The 17248-nt window shown below is 44.8% G+C and carries 14 protein-coding genes and 1 tRNA gene; 6 read left to right on the top strand and 9 right to left on the bottom strand.

What is annotated here, in order from left to right; all coding sequences use genetic code 11:
- Nucleotides 1-5: 5 nt before the first annotated feature.
- The 3 genes from AABA75_RS09300 to AABA75_RS09290 form a co-directional block, all read right to left on the bottom strand.
- Nucleotides 6-3230, bottom strand: coding sequence for an ATP-binding protein (locus AABA75_RS09300; protein ID WP_338292333.1), 3225 nt, complete (start codon nucleotides 3228-3230; stop codon nucleotides 6-8).
- 91 nt (nucleotides 3231-3321) lie between these two features.
- Nucleotides 3322-3717 carry an STAS/SEC14 domain-containing protein gene (locus AABA75_RS09295; protein ID WP_338292332.1) on the bottom strand — a complete coding sequence of 132 codons (396 nt, stop codon included), beginning with the start codon at nucleotides 3715-3717 and terminating at the stop codon, nucleotides 3322-3324.
- A gap of 75 nt (nucleotides 3718-3792) precedes the next feature.
- A complete protein-coding gene (locus AABA75_RS09290) occupies nucleotides 3793-5019 on the bottom strand; it encodes an iron-containing alcohol dehydrogenase (RefSeq protein WP_338292331.1) in 1227 nt (408 codons plus the stop codon).
- A 379-nt stretch (nucleotides 5020-5398) separates the two neighbouring features.
- Between AABA75_RS09290 and AABA75_RS09285 the strand changes: the two genes are divergently transcribed.
- From AABA75_RS09285 to AABA75_RS09275, 3 genes are read left to right on the top strand one after another with little or no spacing between them, the layout of a single operon-like run.
- Complete coding sequence (locus AABA75_RS09285) at nucleotides 5399-7621, top strand: ferritin-like domain-containing protein (protein ID WP_338292330.1); 2223 nt, start codon at nucleotides 5399-5401, stop codon at nucleotides 7619-7621.
- Nucleotides 7621-8565, top strand: a complete 945-nt coding sequence (locus AABA75_RS09280; RefSeq protein WP_338292329.1) for a DUF692 domain-containing protein — start codon at nucleotides 7621-7623, stop codon at nucleotides 8563-8565. Before AABA75_RS09285 ends, AABA75_RS09280 begins: the two co-directional genes overlap by 1 nt.
- A gap of 52 nt (nucleotides 8566-8617) precedes the next feature.
- On the top strand, nucleotides 8618-9379 hold the full coding sequence (locus tag AABA75_RS09275) for a DNA-binding domain-containing protein (protein WP_338292328.1): 762 nt from the start codon (nucleotides 8618-8620) through the stop codon (nucleotides 9377-9379).
- Between the two features lie 120 nt (nucleotides 9380-9499).
- On the opposite strand, the gene AABA75_RS09270 is transcribed toward AABA75_RS09275, so the two are convergent.
- The 4 genes from AABA75_RS09270 to AABA75_RS09255 all read right to left on the bottom strand — a co-directional run bounded on the left by AABA75_RS09270 (nucleotide 9500) and on the right by AABA75_RS09255 (nucleotide 12233).
- Entirely contained in the window at nucleotides 9500-9784 is a 285-nt protein-coding gene (locus AABA75_RS09270) for a hypothetical protein (RefSeq protein ID WP_338292327.1), read from the bottom strand.
- Between the two features lie 244 nt (nucleotides 9785-10028).
- Nucleotides 10029-11231: an HD-GYP domain-containing protein gene (locus AABA75_RS09265; protein WP_338292326.1), complete on the bottom strand. Its 1203-nt coding sequence runs from the start codon at nucleotides 11229-11231 to the stop codon at nucleotides 10029-10031.
- A 362-nt stretch (nucleotides 11232-11593) separates the two neighbouring features.
- A complete protein-coding gene (locus tag AABA75_RS09260) occupies nucleotides 11594-11884 on the bottom strand; it encodes a VF530 family DNA-binding protein (RefSeq protein ID WP_425325570.1) in 291 nt (96 codons plus the stop codon).
- A complete protein-coding gene (locus AABA75_RS09255; protein WP_338292324.1) occupies nucleotides 11874-12233 on the bottom strand; it encodes an RNA recognition motif domain-containing protein in 360 nt (119 codons plus the stop codon). The genes AABA75_RS09260 and AABA75_RS09255 overlap by 11 nt, the downstream gene beginning before the upstream one ends.
- 213 nt (nucleotides 12234-12446) lie before the next feature.
- Between AABA75_RS09255 and AABA75_RS09250 the strand changes: the two genes are divergently transcribed.
- Nucleotides 12447-13787: a DEAD/DEAH box helicase gene (locus AABA75_RS09250; protein ID WP_338292323.1), complete on the top strand. Its 1341-nt coding sequence runs from the start codon at nucleotides 12447-12449 to the stop codon at nucleotides 13785-13787.
- A gap of 205 nt (nucleotides 13788-13992) precedes the next feature.
- Nucleotides 13993-14760 carry a hypothetical protein gene (locus AABA75_RS09245; RefSeq protein ID WP_338292322.1) on the top strand — a complete coding sequence of 256 codons (768 nt, stop codon included), beginning with the start codon at nucleotides 13993-13995 and terminating at the stop codon, nucleotides 14758-14760.
- Nucleotides 14761-14774: 14 nt separating this feature from the next.
- On the opposite strand, the gene AABA75_RS09240 is transcribed toward AABA75_RS09245, so the two are convergent.
- A tRNA-Val gene (locus tag AABA75_RS09240) sits at nucleotides 14775-14851 on the bottom strand.
- A gap of 241 nt (nucleotides 14852-15092) precedes the next feature.
- On the opposite strand from AABA75_RS09240, the gene glsB reads away from it, so the two are divergent.
- Nucleotides 15093-16022: a glutaminase B gene (glsB, locus tag AABA75_RS09235; RefSeq protein ID WP_338292321.1), complete on the top strand. Its 930-nt coding sequence runs from the start codon at nucleotides 15093-15095 to the stop codon at nucleotides 16020-16022.
- Here glsB and AABA75_RS09230 read toward each other — a convergent pair.
- Nucleotides 16019-17140 carry a patatin-like phospholipase family protein gene (locus AABA75_RS09230; RefSeq protein WP_338292320.1) on the bottom strand — a complete coding sequence of 374 codons (1122 nt, stop codon included), beginning with the start codon at nucleotides 17138-17140 and terminating at the stop codon, nucleotides 16019-16021. The two genes, glsB and AABA75_RS09230, sit on opposite strands and share 4 nt — an antisense overlap.
- Nucleotides 17141-17248 lie beyond the last annotated feature (108 nt).

Here is a 17248-nt window from a genome sequence, read left to right as displayed (position 1 = left end):
ACAACTTAAAATTCATCCCATACTTCAGCATGCTCTGCCACCGTCCAGATTTTAGCTTTTAAGGCGTCCAGTGAGATAGGTTTTGACAGGTAGTCCGTCATGCCAGCAGCGAGACATTTCTCTTTGTCTCCCTTCATCGCATTCGCGGTCAGGGCAATGATAGGCACGTCAAGATAGCGCTCTCCTGCGCCGCCTTCTCTTATCTTACGCGTTGCTTCAAAACCATCCATTACGGGCATTTGACAATCCATCAGCACATAGTCGTAGCGCACAGGAGAGTTATTCAGTTTCTCAATGGCCTCCAGGCCATTGTTAGCCACTTCCACAGACTGATTGAGCTCCTGCAACATGTATATGGCAATATCTTGATTGATAGGATTATCCTCCACCAATAGAGCTCGTTTACCGGATACATCAATCTGCTGGCTCATTCCGGGTTCATCTTCAGCATGAATACTTTCTATACCAAGGACCGCATTTTTAAAATTAATAGGGGTTATGGGTTTAACACACCTGTCTACTTCGAATGGCAATACTGTTCTGGAAGACTTAGTCGCGGCAATGGAACTGAGTAGCACCAGTTGATCACCACGATTATGAGCGAACGTGAGTGTCTCAACAATTTGTTCAGTAATTGTCAGTTCGTCAACCAGGATGAGCAACCCTAGTTCACTCTGCGCAAGCTCTCTGACTTTTGCCAGTGCTTTTTCCAGCATGGCTGGTTTTGTCGCCAAAACTTTGCCATTGAGAGAGCTGACATATTCCAACAAAAATGGCGACTTCACCTTATCGTGGAGATAAATAACTCGCTCATAGAGTAACGATAAGTCCAGTCCCTCTTCAGGTGATTTTGCCATCGTTAAAGGCATCTCAATAATAAAGCTGCTGCCTTTACCAATTTCGCTTTCTACGCGGATATCACCGCCCATCATCTGACACAGCTTTTTAGAAATAGAAAGTCCAAGGCCTGTGCCGCCAAATTTACGTGTGGTACTGGCATCAGCTTGAGTGAATGGGTCAAAAAGCGTTTTCAACTTATCTTCGGGGATCCCTATGCCACTATCTTGTATTGTGATAGTAAACTTGGCAATACCATCCTCGCTTTCACTGGATGCAATAACATAGACGTCTCCATCATCCGTGAATTTGTTGGCGTTACCCAAAATATTGGTTAGCACCTGCCGGATCCTGCCAGGATCGCCTAACACCCAATCGTGTTTTAGCTGGTGTGCAGCCATCGCCAATTGGTTGTTTTTGTTTACTGCAGTAACAGCCATTGCTTCAGTGACATCGCTCAGCAGCTTCACCATATCAAACTCAATGTGTTCGAATTCGATTTTACCGGCGTCCACCTTAGAAAAGTCTAAGATGTCGTTAATCAAGCTAAGGAGTGATTCCGCGCTAGAGCGTGCAACTCGCAAGCGACTTATTTGCTCTTGATTTAAAGGGGTAAGCTCTAATAACTCCAGCATACCCAGCACACCATTCATCGGGGTTCGAATCTCATGACTCATTGTGGCAAGAAACTCAGATTTAGTTTTATTCGCTTGCTGAGCTTCTTTTAAAGCAATTTTGAGTTCACTGGTTTGTTCATAGACCACATCTTCAAGACTTCTATTGAGCTCCTCGAGTTCCTTGTTGGCCAACACCGCTCTTTTGCTGACGGTCTCCAGTTCTTCCAAACTAGTTTGCAATTTACTGGCAAATCGTCTGACGATGGGCACAATTTGCTGGAACTCCTCCACATTAGAGTTGGTTTTGATCTCCTTCAAGCTTTGGAAATCGCCCGAATCACTGATTTTTGCCAGCGCTCTGGAAAAGCCAACAATAGGTTGGCTAATTAATCGCGCCAACTTTTCCACTCCCCAAAAACACAACAGTAAGACCAGCGCTAAGATTGACAATGACCACACTAAATCCACCGCAATCTTTTGATCGTAATGACTGCGGGGCAAAATACTAATCACTCGCCAGCCAGCACCTTCTACCAGACTACTCTCAGCCAATTGATAGGAACCATTTTCATTGACAAAGGAGTAAAATGGCCGGTTTTCAAGAAAATCCAAGATAAGGGAGTCAGACACATTTTTAAGAAAGGGATAGAGCGCCTTGTTAGAGGCAAAAATTACTCGTGACTTACCATCCAGAATAAGCAACTCCTGCTCCGGATTCATTTTCTTTCTGTCCAGACTGGCAAACCGCGTTAAATTTAAAGAGGCTTCAGCTATACCCACAAATCCAGAGTCATCTGATTGTGGCACCGATAGCGCGACGATGGGATCATTGCCAAAACCCCGCCCTTGAAATACATCCGACACATACGGCTGATTTGTCCGTTTAACTTCATAAAAATATGGTCGGTCAGCAACACTGAATGCCGCATCATTTTTAGTCACCGTTGCCATCAGCGATTCAGGATAAGTCGCCGTAATATCTCCTTGTGTATTAGTTGCCAATAAAGTCAGTATATCTGGGTAATTCACTCCAAGATGATTTAACGACGCTAACCATTGGCTGTTATCGTTGTGATTAAACTTTGCTGCCAGTTGCAAGGCTTTAACATGTTCATTCAGATAATCTTGTAGATCCGAAGCGGCGATCTCACTTTCAAGGCGCAGCTCCTCTTGTAGATAGGTCAATGACTCTGACTGGTAACGCTTCAACCAATAAAAAGTATTGAGCAGCAAGCCACTGGTTAGGGAAATGAATATTGCAATGGCGATAATGCGACTAAAGTTGATAGATTCCCGCCAACTGCTCACAATATAAGGGCGACACAAATATGCCAGAATGTAACCAAACATGACATTCACAACCCCATTGACCACATACTTAACCGTAATAGCGAATTTGGTTATGGCGAAATAATCACTGAAACTAAAATACTGAATGGCAACTATGACCCAGCCAATGGATAACCAATAGCGAATACCGTACAAAAAGGCATTTTTGTTTTTCTCTCTTGCCCAAGCCGTAAAGCAAACTTCACCGATAAAAGGCAATAAAACGTAAAAGTGTTGCCAGTTAAGCCAGGTAACAGAGCCGGAAATAATACAAGCCAGCAGGCCATAACGCAGCCCCAATAACAGGGTTAATGCAACAACAACAATATTGCCAAGGATAAGCTGCGAGCCGGTGAAAAAGTCGATGGGAAAATAGTTGGCGATTGCCGCCAGCAGAGTGCCGAAGCAAAAAACGATTGTATGGTTAATGGTGGAATTTCTTTTCACAGCCAGGAATACTCGGTGTCCATTAAGCTCTCGTAGGCAAAATAACACAATGCATCCCGCCTGATAAACCTTCGTCCCCTCATTCTTTAGTCTAAGTGGACTGTCGAACCCTATTTAGAGAATTTACCAGCCAGTCGCTGGCTTCCTCGATATGGTTAAAATAACGGGTATTTTGTTGAGCAAGTTCCGGGGTGCGCTGTGCAATTATGGCTTGAGTAACCACATTGTCGATTACTATCGCCTTAGCAACAATCCTTTGCTGACTCAACCACAGATTATAGGCTTGCAGTTCTTCATGGGCTTCCGGGGTGCCGCCCTCCACTTCAATGTCGTCAACCAGCATCGCAAACGGCCTGCCCTTCAGGGAAATCACCAGCGACTTGACGTGCTCGCAATACCTGAGAATCCCTTCCTTATTAAAAGTTCCCGAGAGCTTAACGTTGATAATATCACCCTTCAACGTTACCTCGGATTTTCCATGTGCCATGCCCAAATCGTTGTCTTCGCCGTATTAAGCCTCAATTAACGAGGCTTTATATCAAATAATGGAAATAGCTTAAACTTATTGTTGCAACATTTTAGACACCATCTGCGTACACTGTTTAAAGTTCATATATCTTGGTACGGGATACAGGTAATGGGCTTCCTTCAAAGCGCCTTTTGCAATAGCCGGAATATCCTCTTGCTTGAGTTTATCGAGGGTTATCGGGATACCGATTTTTTGATTCAGCTCTTTCACTGAATCAACAAACTTGCGCGCTAACGCTTGCTCGTCATCTGACTCACCGCCCAACCCTGTCGCTTTCGCTAACTGCGCCAAACGCTCGCTCGCTGCAGGTAACGAGTAATCCAGTACTTTCGGCAAAACAATCGCATTAGCAAGGCCATGCGGAGTGTGATAAAAGGCGCCAAATTGATGAGCAATAGCATGCACATAACCCAGGTTGGCTTTAGTGAATGCAGCTCCCGCGTAAAAAGAAGCCAGTGCCATGGCCTCCCGCGCTTCAAGGTTTGCGCCATCTTCATAAGCCACAGGTAAGTACTTCATAATCATTTTTACTGCACTTAGAGCATATACATCCGTATCTGGCGCAGCGTGTCGAGAGATATAGGATTCTATTGCGTGGGTGAGTGCGTCCATCCCTGTTGCCGCTGTGATGTGCGGTGGTAACCCCGTCATCAAATCAGGATCTAGCGATGCAGCCACGGGCACCAGTTTTGGATCGATTACCGGTGTTTTTTGATTTGTATCCGGATCCGATACCACAGCTGCAATGGTCGTTTCAGACCCCGTTCCGGCCGTGGTGGGAATGGTAAAAATAGGCACTGGGGGATTTTTGACTTTTAATACTCCCACCAATTTCTTTATGCTCACCGCATTAGTCATTCTGGCTGCAATCACTTTGGCGGCATCCAGAGAGGAGCCTCCACCAAAGCCTAATACCGCATCGCAATGCTCATTCTGTCCCAGCGCGACACCGTCCTCCACAATTTGATAACCCGGATCCGGCACCACTTTATCAAAAACTACATAACCAATGTTTAGCTCTTCTAACTGTTTTTTGACAGCGTCCAACAATCCCATTTTGGACAACATTTCATCGGTGACAATCAATATTCGTGTAACCCCCATAAACTTGAGGGATTCACATAGCTTTAATGAAGAGCCCGAACCGGAATAAATTGTGGGTTTAGGGGCCGGTATAAAAACAGTGACAAGTTTTAACATCACCATGACAAACTTATAGAGTAAAACGCGCAGGGCAAAAGGCATGATTAATCGCTTCATTGTGGTTATATAGCGCTTAAGTTAGCAGACATTGCATTCTCTGGACAATGCTTGAAACAACAATTTTCAAACTTATGTTTAAAACCCGCGTATTAATGCTGGTTAACGATAAGAATTGAGTTCTCCGCTCTGAAACAGGCTGTCTCAAATGCGCAAATTATTTTTCATGTTTTGATTTGACGTTCCAAATTTTATTACCTAGCTTTTTATTCGAAGGTAATTTTCATCGCAGCACCAACTAACCATTTTTATTACCTTCACTTCGATAACACACTGAGCGGTAGTCGCTAGCTGTGCAGTGTAATTTAGTGTAATTGTGGCAATGAACGCTCAATAGCTAATATTCCACAGTAAGACTTCTGCCAAAAGGAAAACCCTGATGAAAGTGCAATATAATGTTCCCGCGTTAACCCCTAATGAAGTAGCCACAATAGAGAAAATCAATAACGATGAGCAAACCTATGGTGGCGGCAAGGCTCTGAAAATATTGCAACAAACACTGCAAACCGCTGCTGAAGTAGAACTCGCCACCATTCCAATTTACCTGGGAGCTTATTACACTATTAACAGAACGCCCGGGAAAGATAACCCCGGATTGCCCCATGCCTTCCCGAAAACAGATTTAAGCCGCTACGCCAATGAGGCAGGTGCCTTGATCATGAGTGTCGCTGTAGAGGAAATGCTGCACATGTCACTGGCTTGCAACGTCCTGTTCGCAGTGAGTAATGAGCCACCACTACTGTACAAAAATGCGCCTGAAAGTTATCCCGCGGTACTGCCGGGGCACAGAGCAAATCAGGCAGATAATCCAAAGGATAATACCCGCAACCAACCGATTCCGTTGGCTGGCTTTTCCTTCGACCAATTAAGTCACTTTTTGGCCATTGAGTACCCTGAAAGCGCCGATGCCATGCCCGAAAGTGATGACTGGGACACCATAGGTCAGATCTATTCCTATGTACGCTGTCTCATTGAATCAAACTGGATTTCAGACGACGATTTCAATAAAGCGAATAATAATGATCAGCAAATATCCTCTGGTGATTATTCTCCAAATAACATCGATACGGTCTACGCCAAAAGTAGTTTTAATTATCAAAACCCAATTCCCGCAGAGCAACCGGGCTCTGCGGCAGCCGTAGCAGGTTATGGCAGTGACGAGGACAGCCATGTCGGTCAGACCCAACTAATGCAAATAACCAATAAGAAAACCGCCGTCCAGGCCATCACCACCATTTGCTTCCAGGGAGAAGGCTTTGCCCAAAGTAAATATGATGACGCCAGTGACGAAGAGCTCTCCCATTACTATAAATTTTTGACCTTGTTGAGTCAGTTGGAAGGTTATACCGATGTTTACAAAGAGATGGGTAAACTTGGCTTTAACAATGTGGCTCCTTTGCCAGAAGCACCCGACCAACCGGCGGAGCAGTTTAGTGCAAAAGACCTGGCGAAATTCGTCTACCCTACCCCAGTAAACCCGAAGGTTAAACAGTTCGGTGGTGAAGGTCGACAAGACCTTGTCAATATTGCCGATGCCCTGTTTCAATACATGCTGGTCATGACTGAAACCATCTACAAAATACCAGCACAAAAACAAAAGATATACTTTTACCGCACCATGCACCAATCCATGATTTGGGTGATGGATAAACTGTTTCAGGCTATGCGCGAAGTTTCATCTGAAGATGGCAAGTACAGTCTTTGCCCAACCTTCTCTAATATTGACTTAGGTACGAGGGATGAGGCTTATGGCAACATGTGCCAAATGGTCATTAACTTTCAACAGGTTTATTGGAATGCCAGTGATACCAAAGCCAGCTGGATGAATAGCGATATTGAAAGTTACCTCAATGACATACTCAATCTGCCAGATGTAAGTCAATACTGGCGAACAACTGGCTGCAGCGAAGACCCGATTTACCTGACCACGCCAACCGATTTACAAGGACTTGGCAGCAATACTGATACACCAACACCGGCTACTCCTATGGTGTATGCTGGCCCCTTCGCCGGAACGCCACTGTGGCCGCAAAACCCACCAAGCAGTGCAGAGTTACCTGAAGGAGCTGTGAGGCATGCTTGTATGGGCCTAAACAGTTGTAAAAATCAAGGTCGAACTCTTAGCAACGACTGTGCAGGACAAGGTTATTGCTCAACGGCACAAGCCTATAACCCCGCCAATCCCTTTGAAGGCAACAACTATGATCACACTTGTCACGTGAAGAACGATTGTCGCAATCAAGGGGGCTGTGGTTTATACGGAACTGAAGCGGAATTGGCTGAGCCAGGACACAACGATTGCCAATCACAAGGCTCCTGCGCAACGCCAATTAATGCTGAGCGCTTTCTCACTGACGGTGACAATCGCGGTAAAAGTGTCTGGATGCAAGCACGCGAAGTGTTTAAAGATAAAGTTTGGCCGGACTTGAGGGCACAAAACCCGGATTTACCGGCTGAACCTCCACAGGTAAAAGGCCCTTACAGCAATCCAAACCTATTTGCCCAAGGGCCAACCATAGGTTGGATAGAGTATGACAACGACGGAGCCGGCATGACCGCTTGTGGCGCTAGCGGCATGAGTGGTGCGGGGAGTTGCGCTTAGTGAAAGGCGCGACCGTTGAGCAATTACCGAAACTGGGGCTAGGCGTAGGCCTGCGCTCCAGTCACTTCAACCACATAACTCAGCATTGGCCAGATGTGGAATGGTTTGAAGCAATCTCAGAAAACTTTATGGACTCAGGTGGCCGCCCGGGATATGTGCTCAAGCAAATTGCTGAACGGTATCCGGTAGTACTGCATGGTGTATCCATGTCTATCGGTAGCAGCGATCCGTTAAATCTGACTTATCTTAAAAAGTTAAAAAAACTGGCTGATGAGGTCAACGCCGTTTGGGTCAGTGATCATTTATGCTGGACTGGCACGCTAGGTATTAATAGTCATGACCTTTTGCCAGTGCCGTTAAATGAAGACTCCCTCAATTATATTGCTCAACGAGTAGTGCAGGTACAGGAGCTACTTGAGAGACCCCTTATCCTTGAAAATCCAAGTACCTATCTTCGCTTTAATAATTCGACAATGAGTGAACCAGACTTTTTGCGAGCGCTGACCCAGCAAACAGGATGCGGTTTGCTCCTGGATGTGAATAACGTTTACGTAAGTTGTTTTAACGCTGGCAACTCAGCACTCGATTACTTATCCGCTTTTCCATTTGAGCGTGTTGTACAACTCCACTTGGCTGGTCATCAACACTGTGGTACGCACATCATAGATACACACGACAAACCCGTATCAGCACAGGTTTGGGAGTTGTTTCGTTACGCATGGCAACAAACACAAGGGGCCTCTACCCTTTTAGAGTGGGATGGCGATGTACCCGAGTTTGAGGTTGTGCATAATGAAATCAACAAAGCAAAAACCTTCATGCAAGGCGAGATTAAGGAAAGTAGCTTGCCTGATACCGGCTCATTGTCAAAGAGTGCCCTATCCAATCCAGTAGATTTTCTGGTGGAAGAAATCAGAACACAAAGTCACTACGAAGTTTCATAGGTAGGATGTGAACCCAAATAATCCCCCAATAAATTCTGCGCTACAGGAGTGGATGTTAAACGCCCTTATTCAGCCAGATAACAATTCTCTCGATGAAACCGAGCGTTTGATAGCCTCCGGAGCCAACTTAAGCCCGGCTCAGTGTTTGAGTATTTATCAAAATGGTTACATCACCCGATTAACAAAATGTCTTGCTGAGCAGTTCCCCGCGCTGAATACTGCGTTAGGTGAATCATTGTTCGAGCAGTTTGCTCAACTATTTCTTACAGAGTATCCCTCTAATAGCTACACGTTATACGATTTGGGAAAACGTTTTGCACTGTTTCTGGAGACAAATCGACCAGACAAGGAACAAACCGAAAAGGAAAGTTGGATTGATTTTATGGTGGAACTGGCCAGATATGAACAGTTGCACTTTAGCTTATTTGATGCGCCCGGACACGAAGGAAAAGAGTGGCCAGCATTGAATACACCAGACGAGAAGCTGGTTTTACAACCCTGCCTGGCTTTGGCACATTATCAATATCCGGTGGGTTGGTACTATCACAACTGTAAACAAAATTCAGATTGTGCTTTTCCAGCAAAAGAAAATTCCTGGATTGTACTTGTGCGTAAAGACTTCTATGTAACAACTTATCCGCTTACCCAAGTCCATTTTGAGTTTTTGAAAAAGCTACAGGAGACCAGCTCAATATCACACGCTCTTGAGCATATCAGTCAATTGACCAGAGAGCCTTACAGCAAAGTTTATGATTCGTGGCAAAGCGACGTAAAAACACGTTGGTTAAAATCAGGCTTTTTTATTTCAAAATAGTTACCGCATACAAAGCTGATTAGTTAAAAATTGCTATCAATGCGATTTTTATTTTTAATTTAAGTGGCTTTTTAATCACCCAATGAAACATTAATCACTTGATGAAAGCACACCGGGCGATCATCGTTTGAAAAGTTTCAAGAACAGCTCTTTTTTGGCTACAGAATAACTGATAGGCAGCGCTTTTATCCCCATACAATACACTTGCCAGGACAAGGCGACTTTACCTGGTACTGATAACATAAGTGGAGTTTTGATCAATAAAAGGAAGCCTACGTGCAACAGACTCAATGGTTCGTAGAAGAGGGCTTTAAGATAATTGTTCAGCGCGGTGCCAACAGACAAAGTTTTAATGTATTCGCGATAGAGCACTTCATCTTGTTTTGTTTCATCCATGACTGCCATCACTTTCGCCCCCGCTACAACTTACGAGCAGCAATATTAGCTCGCTTTGTTAAGGATTGCACTAGCAATTAGTGATAACTGTACTTATTAGAGCCAAAGTATGAGATATTTATTTGATTTTAAAGAACAAATATTGCGTAACAATTTGTACTCAAGACATGGATATTTTGTTTCACCCAGTCATTATACAATCAACTAACAACAGTAGTGCGATTCCAAAAGCTTGGAAAGCTTAGATGCTAAATTAGACTGCTTGCAGCTGCTCTACAAAAAATCTTTCATAATCAATGCGATAAGTGCGCGCTGAGGTTGGTTCTGATATCTCTTCTGAGCGATGCAAACCAAGATCGATATATTTCTTGGCCAGAAAATGGTTAGAACGCGTAGAATAAAAGGCCGTAACTTTTGGTCTAAAAACCATATCACTATTGAGGTCGGTTATTACCGCAATTTTTTCACTTTTCAATTTTACCAGTGACCCTATTGGGTAAACACCTACACATTTAATAAACTTGCAAACTAATTCCCTGTCATACTTAGACTCAGAGTACTTAAGCAACAACTTCAAGGCGTTCGCAGCCAGAATGGGTTTCTTATGAGCTCGTTCAGAAACCATGGCATCATAAGCATCGACAATGGCCAGCATGCGACTGTATAAATTAATTTTTTCGCCGTGTAATCCCAAGGGATAACCTGAACCGTCCATGCGTTCATGGTGAGATCGTATGGTATCGAGTACAGTTTCGTTGACTTCTTTAAACGGGCACAATAAGGCAACTGAAACTTTAACGTGCTGCCGCACTACTTTTTGCTCAGCCGCACTTAATTTGCCATCTTTATTTAAGATCTTGGAGGGAATTTTCACCATACCAACATCGTGTAATAACCCGGCGAAGGTTAGATCCTGTACTAGTTTTGCGTCAAAGCCCATTGCTTTGGCAAAAGCCGCCATCAACACCCCACAATTTACGGAGTGTTCATATAAATAACTGCCCTTTTCTCGCATCTGAGTCATGCACAATAAAGCGTTAGAATTGCGATCAAGTGAGTCGCTTACAGCGGATACGATTTTCTGCGTTGCATTAAGGTTATACTCCAAGCCTTTATCTATGGCAGAGAAAAGGCGCTTTTGAATATTTTTAGCGTTTTTGTATAAGGAGGACGCCCGTTTAATTTCTAGTTTGAAATCGACAGGACTATTTGAAGCTGTTTGAGGCTCTGTATCTTCAATCTTATCATTGGCTACATAACAATTGTTTTGGCGAATGCATTTACTGGTATCCACCACGACTTCCAGAATGCCTTTATCTTTGAGCCACTGTACAACACTCTCACTTTTGATGGTGCCCTGGCTCGTTATTTTCAGATTCCCTGTCTGGCGAACAACAGCTTCTACAAACATGCCAGTTTGTAGCTCATCTATGCTGACTTTCTGAAAATGTGACATAACCCAAAATCCTTGATGGCTTTTCAAGGATTATGTGATAGTTTTTCAGCCTGTCAACGGGCCGAAATCAGGGCCCCAAAAGATGATCTTTAATGACTGGAGATACATGAAACATCATGGAAAAATGCAGATAAAACCACACATTTCAAATGCATATTATTTTTTGAATTCAACAACTTAAATTAATTAGCAAGCAGCAAAGAGGTTAATTTGCAAGCGGCTCACCTAAAATACTGATGCTCAGTACGACTTCAGATTTCAGGAAGATTCATCAATCTTCATAAAATCAGAAATAATCACAGCAGCAACAGGCAATAATGAAGGCGAATGTTGTAACACTAATTCGAGGTTCAGTAATTGTTTTATTTGGTGATCGCCTGTTTTGCTTTCGCCCAAGGGTCCACTTTAGTGGAGTGACTTGTGGATTTGCTTTGCTTCGTTTTTACACCTTTGCTCTTGAGATACAGGTACTCCACTTTTTCTCGTGCCCAAGGCGTCCGGCGCAAAAAGGTAAGACTGGACTTGATACTGGGATTACTTTTGAAGCAATTAATATTGATACGAGCACTTAGGCCATCCCAACCCAAAGACTGATGCAACTCTTCAAGCATCATCTTTAGCGTAACACCATGTAAAGGGTCGTTACTGCTCATTGTCATCCTCAATTTTCACTCGGCTTTTGGCACTTTCCCAAACACCGCTGTAGTCTTTTGCTATCGTATTTTCAGCAGGCTCGTCTTGACGTTCTACAGGGTTTTTCTTTTCCTGATTCGACCATTTAACGCGGATGCGTTGGCCATCTATATCGGTGGCATTGAGCGTTTTTATTGCTTTATCTGTTGCATCAGCATCAGCCATCTCAACAAAACCAAAGCCTTTGGTTTGCCCTGTAACCTTATCCATAACCAGGTCACATTTACTTATCTCACCAAAGGGGGAGAACAACGCTTCTAACTCTGTCTCTGTAAAAGTTTTTGGTAAATTGCGTATCAATATACTCACGTTTTAATTCCGGCTAAAAACCTCAATGGCCAATGATAGCATTTTTGTCGTTCATTGGTGAGAGCAAAGCTTGCTGCCTGTAGAATTATTTGCCGAAATATTAAACAATAATTCGCTTTTATCTGCTGACTCCTGTATTCTCCCCGGCCCTTCGCACGTTGCGAGGGTACCAAAACAATTTTGGTTCATTTACCTTGGTTAGATACTTATATAATGACATTTGATTCACTGGCACTTTGCCCCCCGCTCCTCTCAGCTCTCAAACAGCACGGTTATGAAACGCCTTCAGAAATTCAGCAACAGGCCATTCCGGCAGTATTAGAAGGCAAAGATGTGATGGCTGCGGCTCAAACCGGAACGGGAAAAACGGCGGCATTTACCTTGCCTTTGTTGCACAATTTATCCAGCAGTAAAAAGCGTGCAAGCCACAATCAGGTGAGAGCCTTGGTACTTACCCCCACACGTGAACTCGCCGCCCAGGTTGCCGATAATGTTATGAAATATGGTAAGCAGCTGGACCTGAACTACAACGTTGTATTCGGCGGCGTTAAAATCAATCCGCAAATGATGAAATTGCGCAAAGGTACCGATGTGCTTATCGCAACACCGGGCCGTTTGTTAGACCTCTATCAACAAAATGCCATCAAGTTTCAACAACTAGAAACCCTGGTATTAGATGAAGCGGATCGCATGCTGGACATGGGTTTCATTCACGATATTAAAAAAATATTGGCGTTATTGCCTAAGAAACGTCAAAACCTGTTGTTTTCAGCCACCTTTTCCAAGGAAATTCGAGAGCTGGCAAAACGCCTGGTGAACAACCCCGTTGAAGTATCTGTTGCGGCAGAAAACTCTACCGTTGACCGAATTGAGCAGTGTGTTCACCCGGTGGACAAAAACAAAAAAACACGATTATTGGTGCACCTGGTAAAAAGTGAAAACTGGTTTCAGGTGCTGGTATTCTGCCGTACTAAGCACGGTGCTAATCGCCTGACTACCGATCTGGTGAAAAAAGGCATTCCTGCAGCGGCCATCCACGGCAATAAGAGCCAGGGCGCAAGAACCAAAGCGCTGGCCCAATTTAAAGACAACAAGATACAAGTCTTGGTAGCCACCGATATCGCCGCCCGAGGCATTGATATTGCCGAATTACCGCACGTGGTTAACTACGATTTACCTAATGTCTGTGAAGACTACGTGCACCGTATTGGCAGAACAGGGCGCGCCGGTAAAAACGGTCGTGCTATCTCTTTCGTGTGCCATGCTGAAAACGACCAGCTACACGCCATAGAGCGCTTTATTAAACTAAGAATACCGAAACAAGTTATCGAAGGCTTCGAACCCGGCCAGGCACTGCCTGCCAGTCCTTCGAAAAATGCCAAACCTGACAGTAGAAACGGCAACCCGGCGGCAAAGGCCTCACCTTCAGCGAGAAAACGCCGACGTCCGAATAAAGCTAAAGCTGAAGCAGGTGGAAATAAGCAAGGCAATAATAGCCCTTGGCAGAGAAAACCTAATTCTGGAAACAGAACACAAAGCAGTCAAGCGCAGTAATAAAAAAGCTATATTCAAGCCGCAGCAACTCTGAGATTGATGCGGCTCATCTCATTCAATCCATCTTGCATTAAAAAGTATACGCCGTTTTTTTTCTTTTAGCTTTTGACTCTGCTCTGAATCTATATTTAAAACTTGACAAAAGGGACGTTTAGAGGCCACATTGGTGTATTAATTGCGCACCACCAAGGCATTTTAGACTGGCATGGCAGGAAGGAATCGGCAACCTAATCAACCGCGTAATAATCAACCGCCTAATAATGCACCGATAAACAATGCCCCACGTCCTCAGGCGCAGCAACCACAGCAAGGTCAACGACAGCAACACGCTCAAAATGCCAGGCCTCAACAAAACCAACCACAACAGGCGCGTCTGCAAAATGCGCCACCACCAAGACCAAATCAGCAGCAAGCGCAACGACAACAGCATGGCCAAAGAGGTGCGCCACAACAAAACCAGCAACAGCCACGATTGCACAATGCACCACCTCCAAGACCGAATCAACAGCAAGCTCAACGGCAACAGAATGGCCAAAGAGGTGCGCCACAGCAAAATCAACAACAGGGACAGCTGGGAAGACAGCAAAATAACCCTCGACGAGAGACTTTAGACAATACCCAATGGGGAGCAACCGTGGGTAGCAGAGTTTCTACGCGCGGAGAAAATGCTTTAGCCCCCGGTTCTGTACCAAGGCAAAGAATCGCCAGAGGGAATAATAATCTAGAAGTTCAAACAGTAAGACGTGGAGAATCACAATTACATTTTCACCAAAATGCCGATGGTACCACGTATGCTCATCAGGTATCAGACCGTGGCGGACGTCCTATGAGAAGAGATCTTTCGCCCGACACACACGCAGCACTGGGTACCACAGGAGACAATGGGCGACAACAAAGGAATCAAGGCAACAATGCCAATCGTGGTGGAAATAACCGCAACAATGGAAATAACGGTAATCTAGGCAGAAGATAAGGTTTTTCAAAAATTGGTGCGTCCGAGTAGACTCGAACTACCGACCCCCACCATGTCAAGGTGGTGCTCTAACCAACTGAGCTACGGACGCACTGTACTGAGATTTAGCATGAATTGCCTGTATCTCGAAGCGGCGCGTATGTTAGCGCTCTGCTGGTTTGGGTGCAAGCGATTTTTTATTTGAGCGGTGAGTTCGAGCAAGTTTTAAGCAAACATCGTTGCCTATGGTCAAACCAGCCCCGCACTTCTCGCAGAAGTGTGGAATCTTTACTTGCATGTCAAAATCTTCAGGTTTATAACTCGCTCACTTCCCCATAATTAAAGTTGTGAACATGAGTCAATGCCTGGACTGCCATGAACTGGACCTGGATGCCATTTTAGAACAGGTGCGCCCTCTTTTGGGTAAAGGCGCAGTGGCGGATTATATTCCGGCACTGGCTAAAGTCAGCGGCAATAAACTAGGCATGGCCATCTGTGATATCCACGGCAATATCTATTCAGCAGGTGACGCCAACGAAGCCTTTTCTATTCAAAGTATCTCCAAAGTGCTAAACCTGACCCTGGCTTTTAATATCTATGGCGAAGCTTTGTGGGAAAAGGTAGGCCGTGAGCCTTCAGGCCAGGCCTTTAACTCCCTCATTCAGTTGGAATTAGAAAAAGGTATTCCCCGAAACCCTTTCATTAATGCAGGTGCGATAAAAGTCTGCGACTTGCTGACAACCCGTCTCTCAGCGCCAAAACAAAGGCTTAAGGAATTACTCTGGGATCTATGCGGCACCAAAAGCATCAGCTCCAATCGCATCGTGGCTAAATCAGAAAGAGAGTTTAGTGATCGCAATGCTGCCATGGCGCATTTGATGAAATCCTTCAACAACTTCGAAAATGACGTGCAACAGGTACTTAAGGTATATTTTCATGCCTGTGCGGTGGAAATGTCCTGTATTGAACTGGCCAAGGCGTTTTCGTTTTTGGCCAACCAAGGAAAGTCTGCGATTACCCAAAGCCAAGTGGTCAGTTCGCGGCAAAGCAAACAACTCAATGCCCTACTCGCCACCTGCGGCTTATACGATCAAGCTGGCGATTTTGCCTACCGGGTAGGATTACCCGGTAAAAGCGGCGTCGGCGGTGGCATTGTGGCCATCGTTCCCGGCGAGTGCAGTGTTTGCGTCTGGTCTCCAGAGCTCAACCACTTTGGTAACTCACTGGCAGGCAGCGAGGCGTTGTCGATATTCACCAGCGAATTAGGACGCTCAATCTTTTAACTCAGTTTAAAGGGTAAGGGTTGCAATACACTTTGCAGTTGTGCCGGGTTTTGCAGAGCCATAAACGCCTCGCCAAGCCTATCGGTTTCCGATAAAACGGTTTTCCAATATTGCAATCTTTCATTAACTGGGATCTTAGTGAAGTCATGGCGGTCTGGGATCTTGCCGAAAGGCAAAGAGGCCACAAATTCATCGGACGGCACTACCATCACCACATTATCATAACTACTTCGATGTGGATGTCGCCAGGGTAAAGACTTGTCAAACCACCCGGGCTTGGGAACCGCAAAAAAATGCGGAAACAATACCAAATCGTTATTCACTTGTTGGTGAGCAGCTGTGTTTTGCTCATCCGGTCTCGCTGTAGATTTAAACTGCAAGTCAAAATGATAATCGGTGACACCGCCATCGCGGAACATGCCTTTACCAGCCCCTTCAATATCCGGGATCCCGCGCAATACACCAGGAATAGCACCCGAGGCTAATAGCGCATCAATAATGTTATTTTCGGTTAGTTTTACATGCTGAGTATGCAATCCGGCTGGGTCTTCAAAACTGAGTGGCTGCTGATTACCTGAAAAGACAAAGCGTTCGTAAAATTTGTCCAGATAGCGTCGACTCAGGCCATTGGCAACTGCACTCACCAGTAGTCCCGGATATTGTATTGATTTGCGCTCCGGCGCCAACAGACCACGACAACGGGCAGCAATAAGATGGGCAACAAATATCGGGTTATCGACAACATGCTGGCGATTTTCCCTTGGCAACATGTTTTCTAGCAAGGCTACCGCTTTATCGGAGATTTCATCAATGGTTGGTTTATCACTATAAACCGTTTCTGAATATTCTTTGGCTAAGCGATTAATCGCGCTCACCGGATCCGGTTGAGTCAAACAAGCAAAGCGAAATGCACCTGCTGAAGAGCCCACCATATTGAGTGGCTGCTGTCGGTCTCTAAAAAACTCCGATATCAATACTCTATCGATACCTGCCAATACAAACCATTTTGGTCCCCCCGATGCACCAAGCACCGTATGGAATAGATCGGGATTAAAGCCATAAACTTTGAGCATTTGCATGGCGCGGGGGCCAGCGTACACATTTAATACAGTTTTCATTCAATCTCTAAGCAAACTATTTTGATACTGATCTTAACCTGTTAATCAAAAAACAGGCACATTGATCATAAAAAAAACAAGACATCTGTGGATTGTTTAAAATCACAC

This window comes from Planctobacterium marinum, assembly GCF_036322805.1.
Lineage (GTDB): Bacteria > Pseudomonadota > Gammaproteobacteria > Enterobacterales > Alteromonadaceae > Planctobacterium > Planctobacterium marinum_A.
Note: the sequence above shows the minus strand (reverse complement) of the source record. Positions and strands in the feature narration are given on the sequence as shown.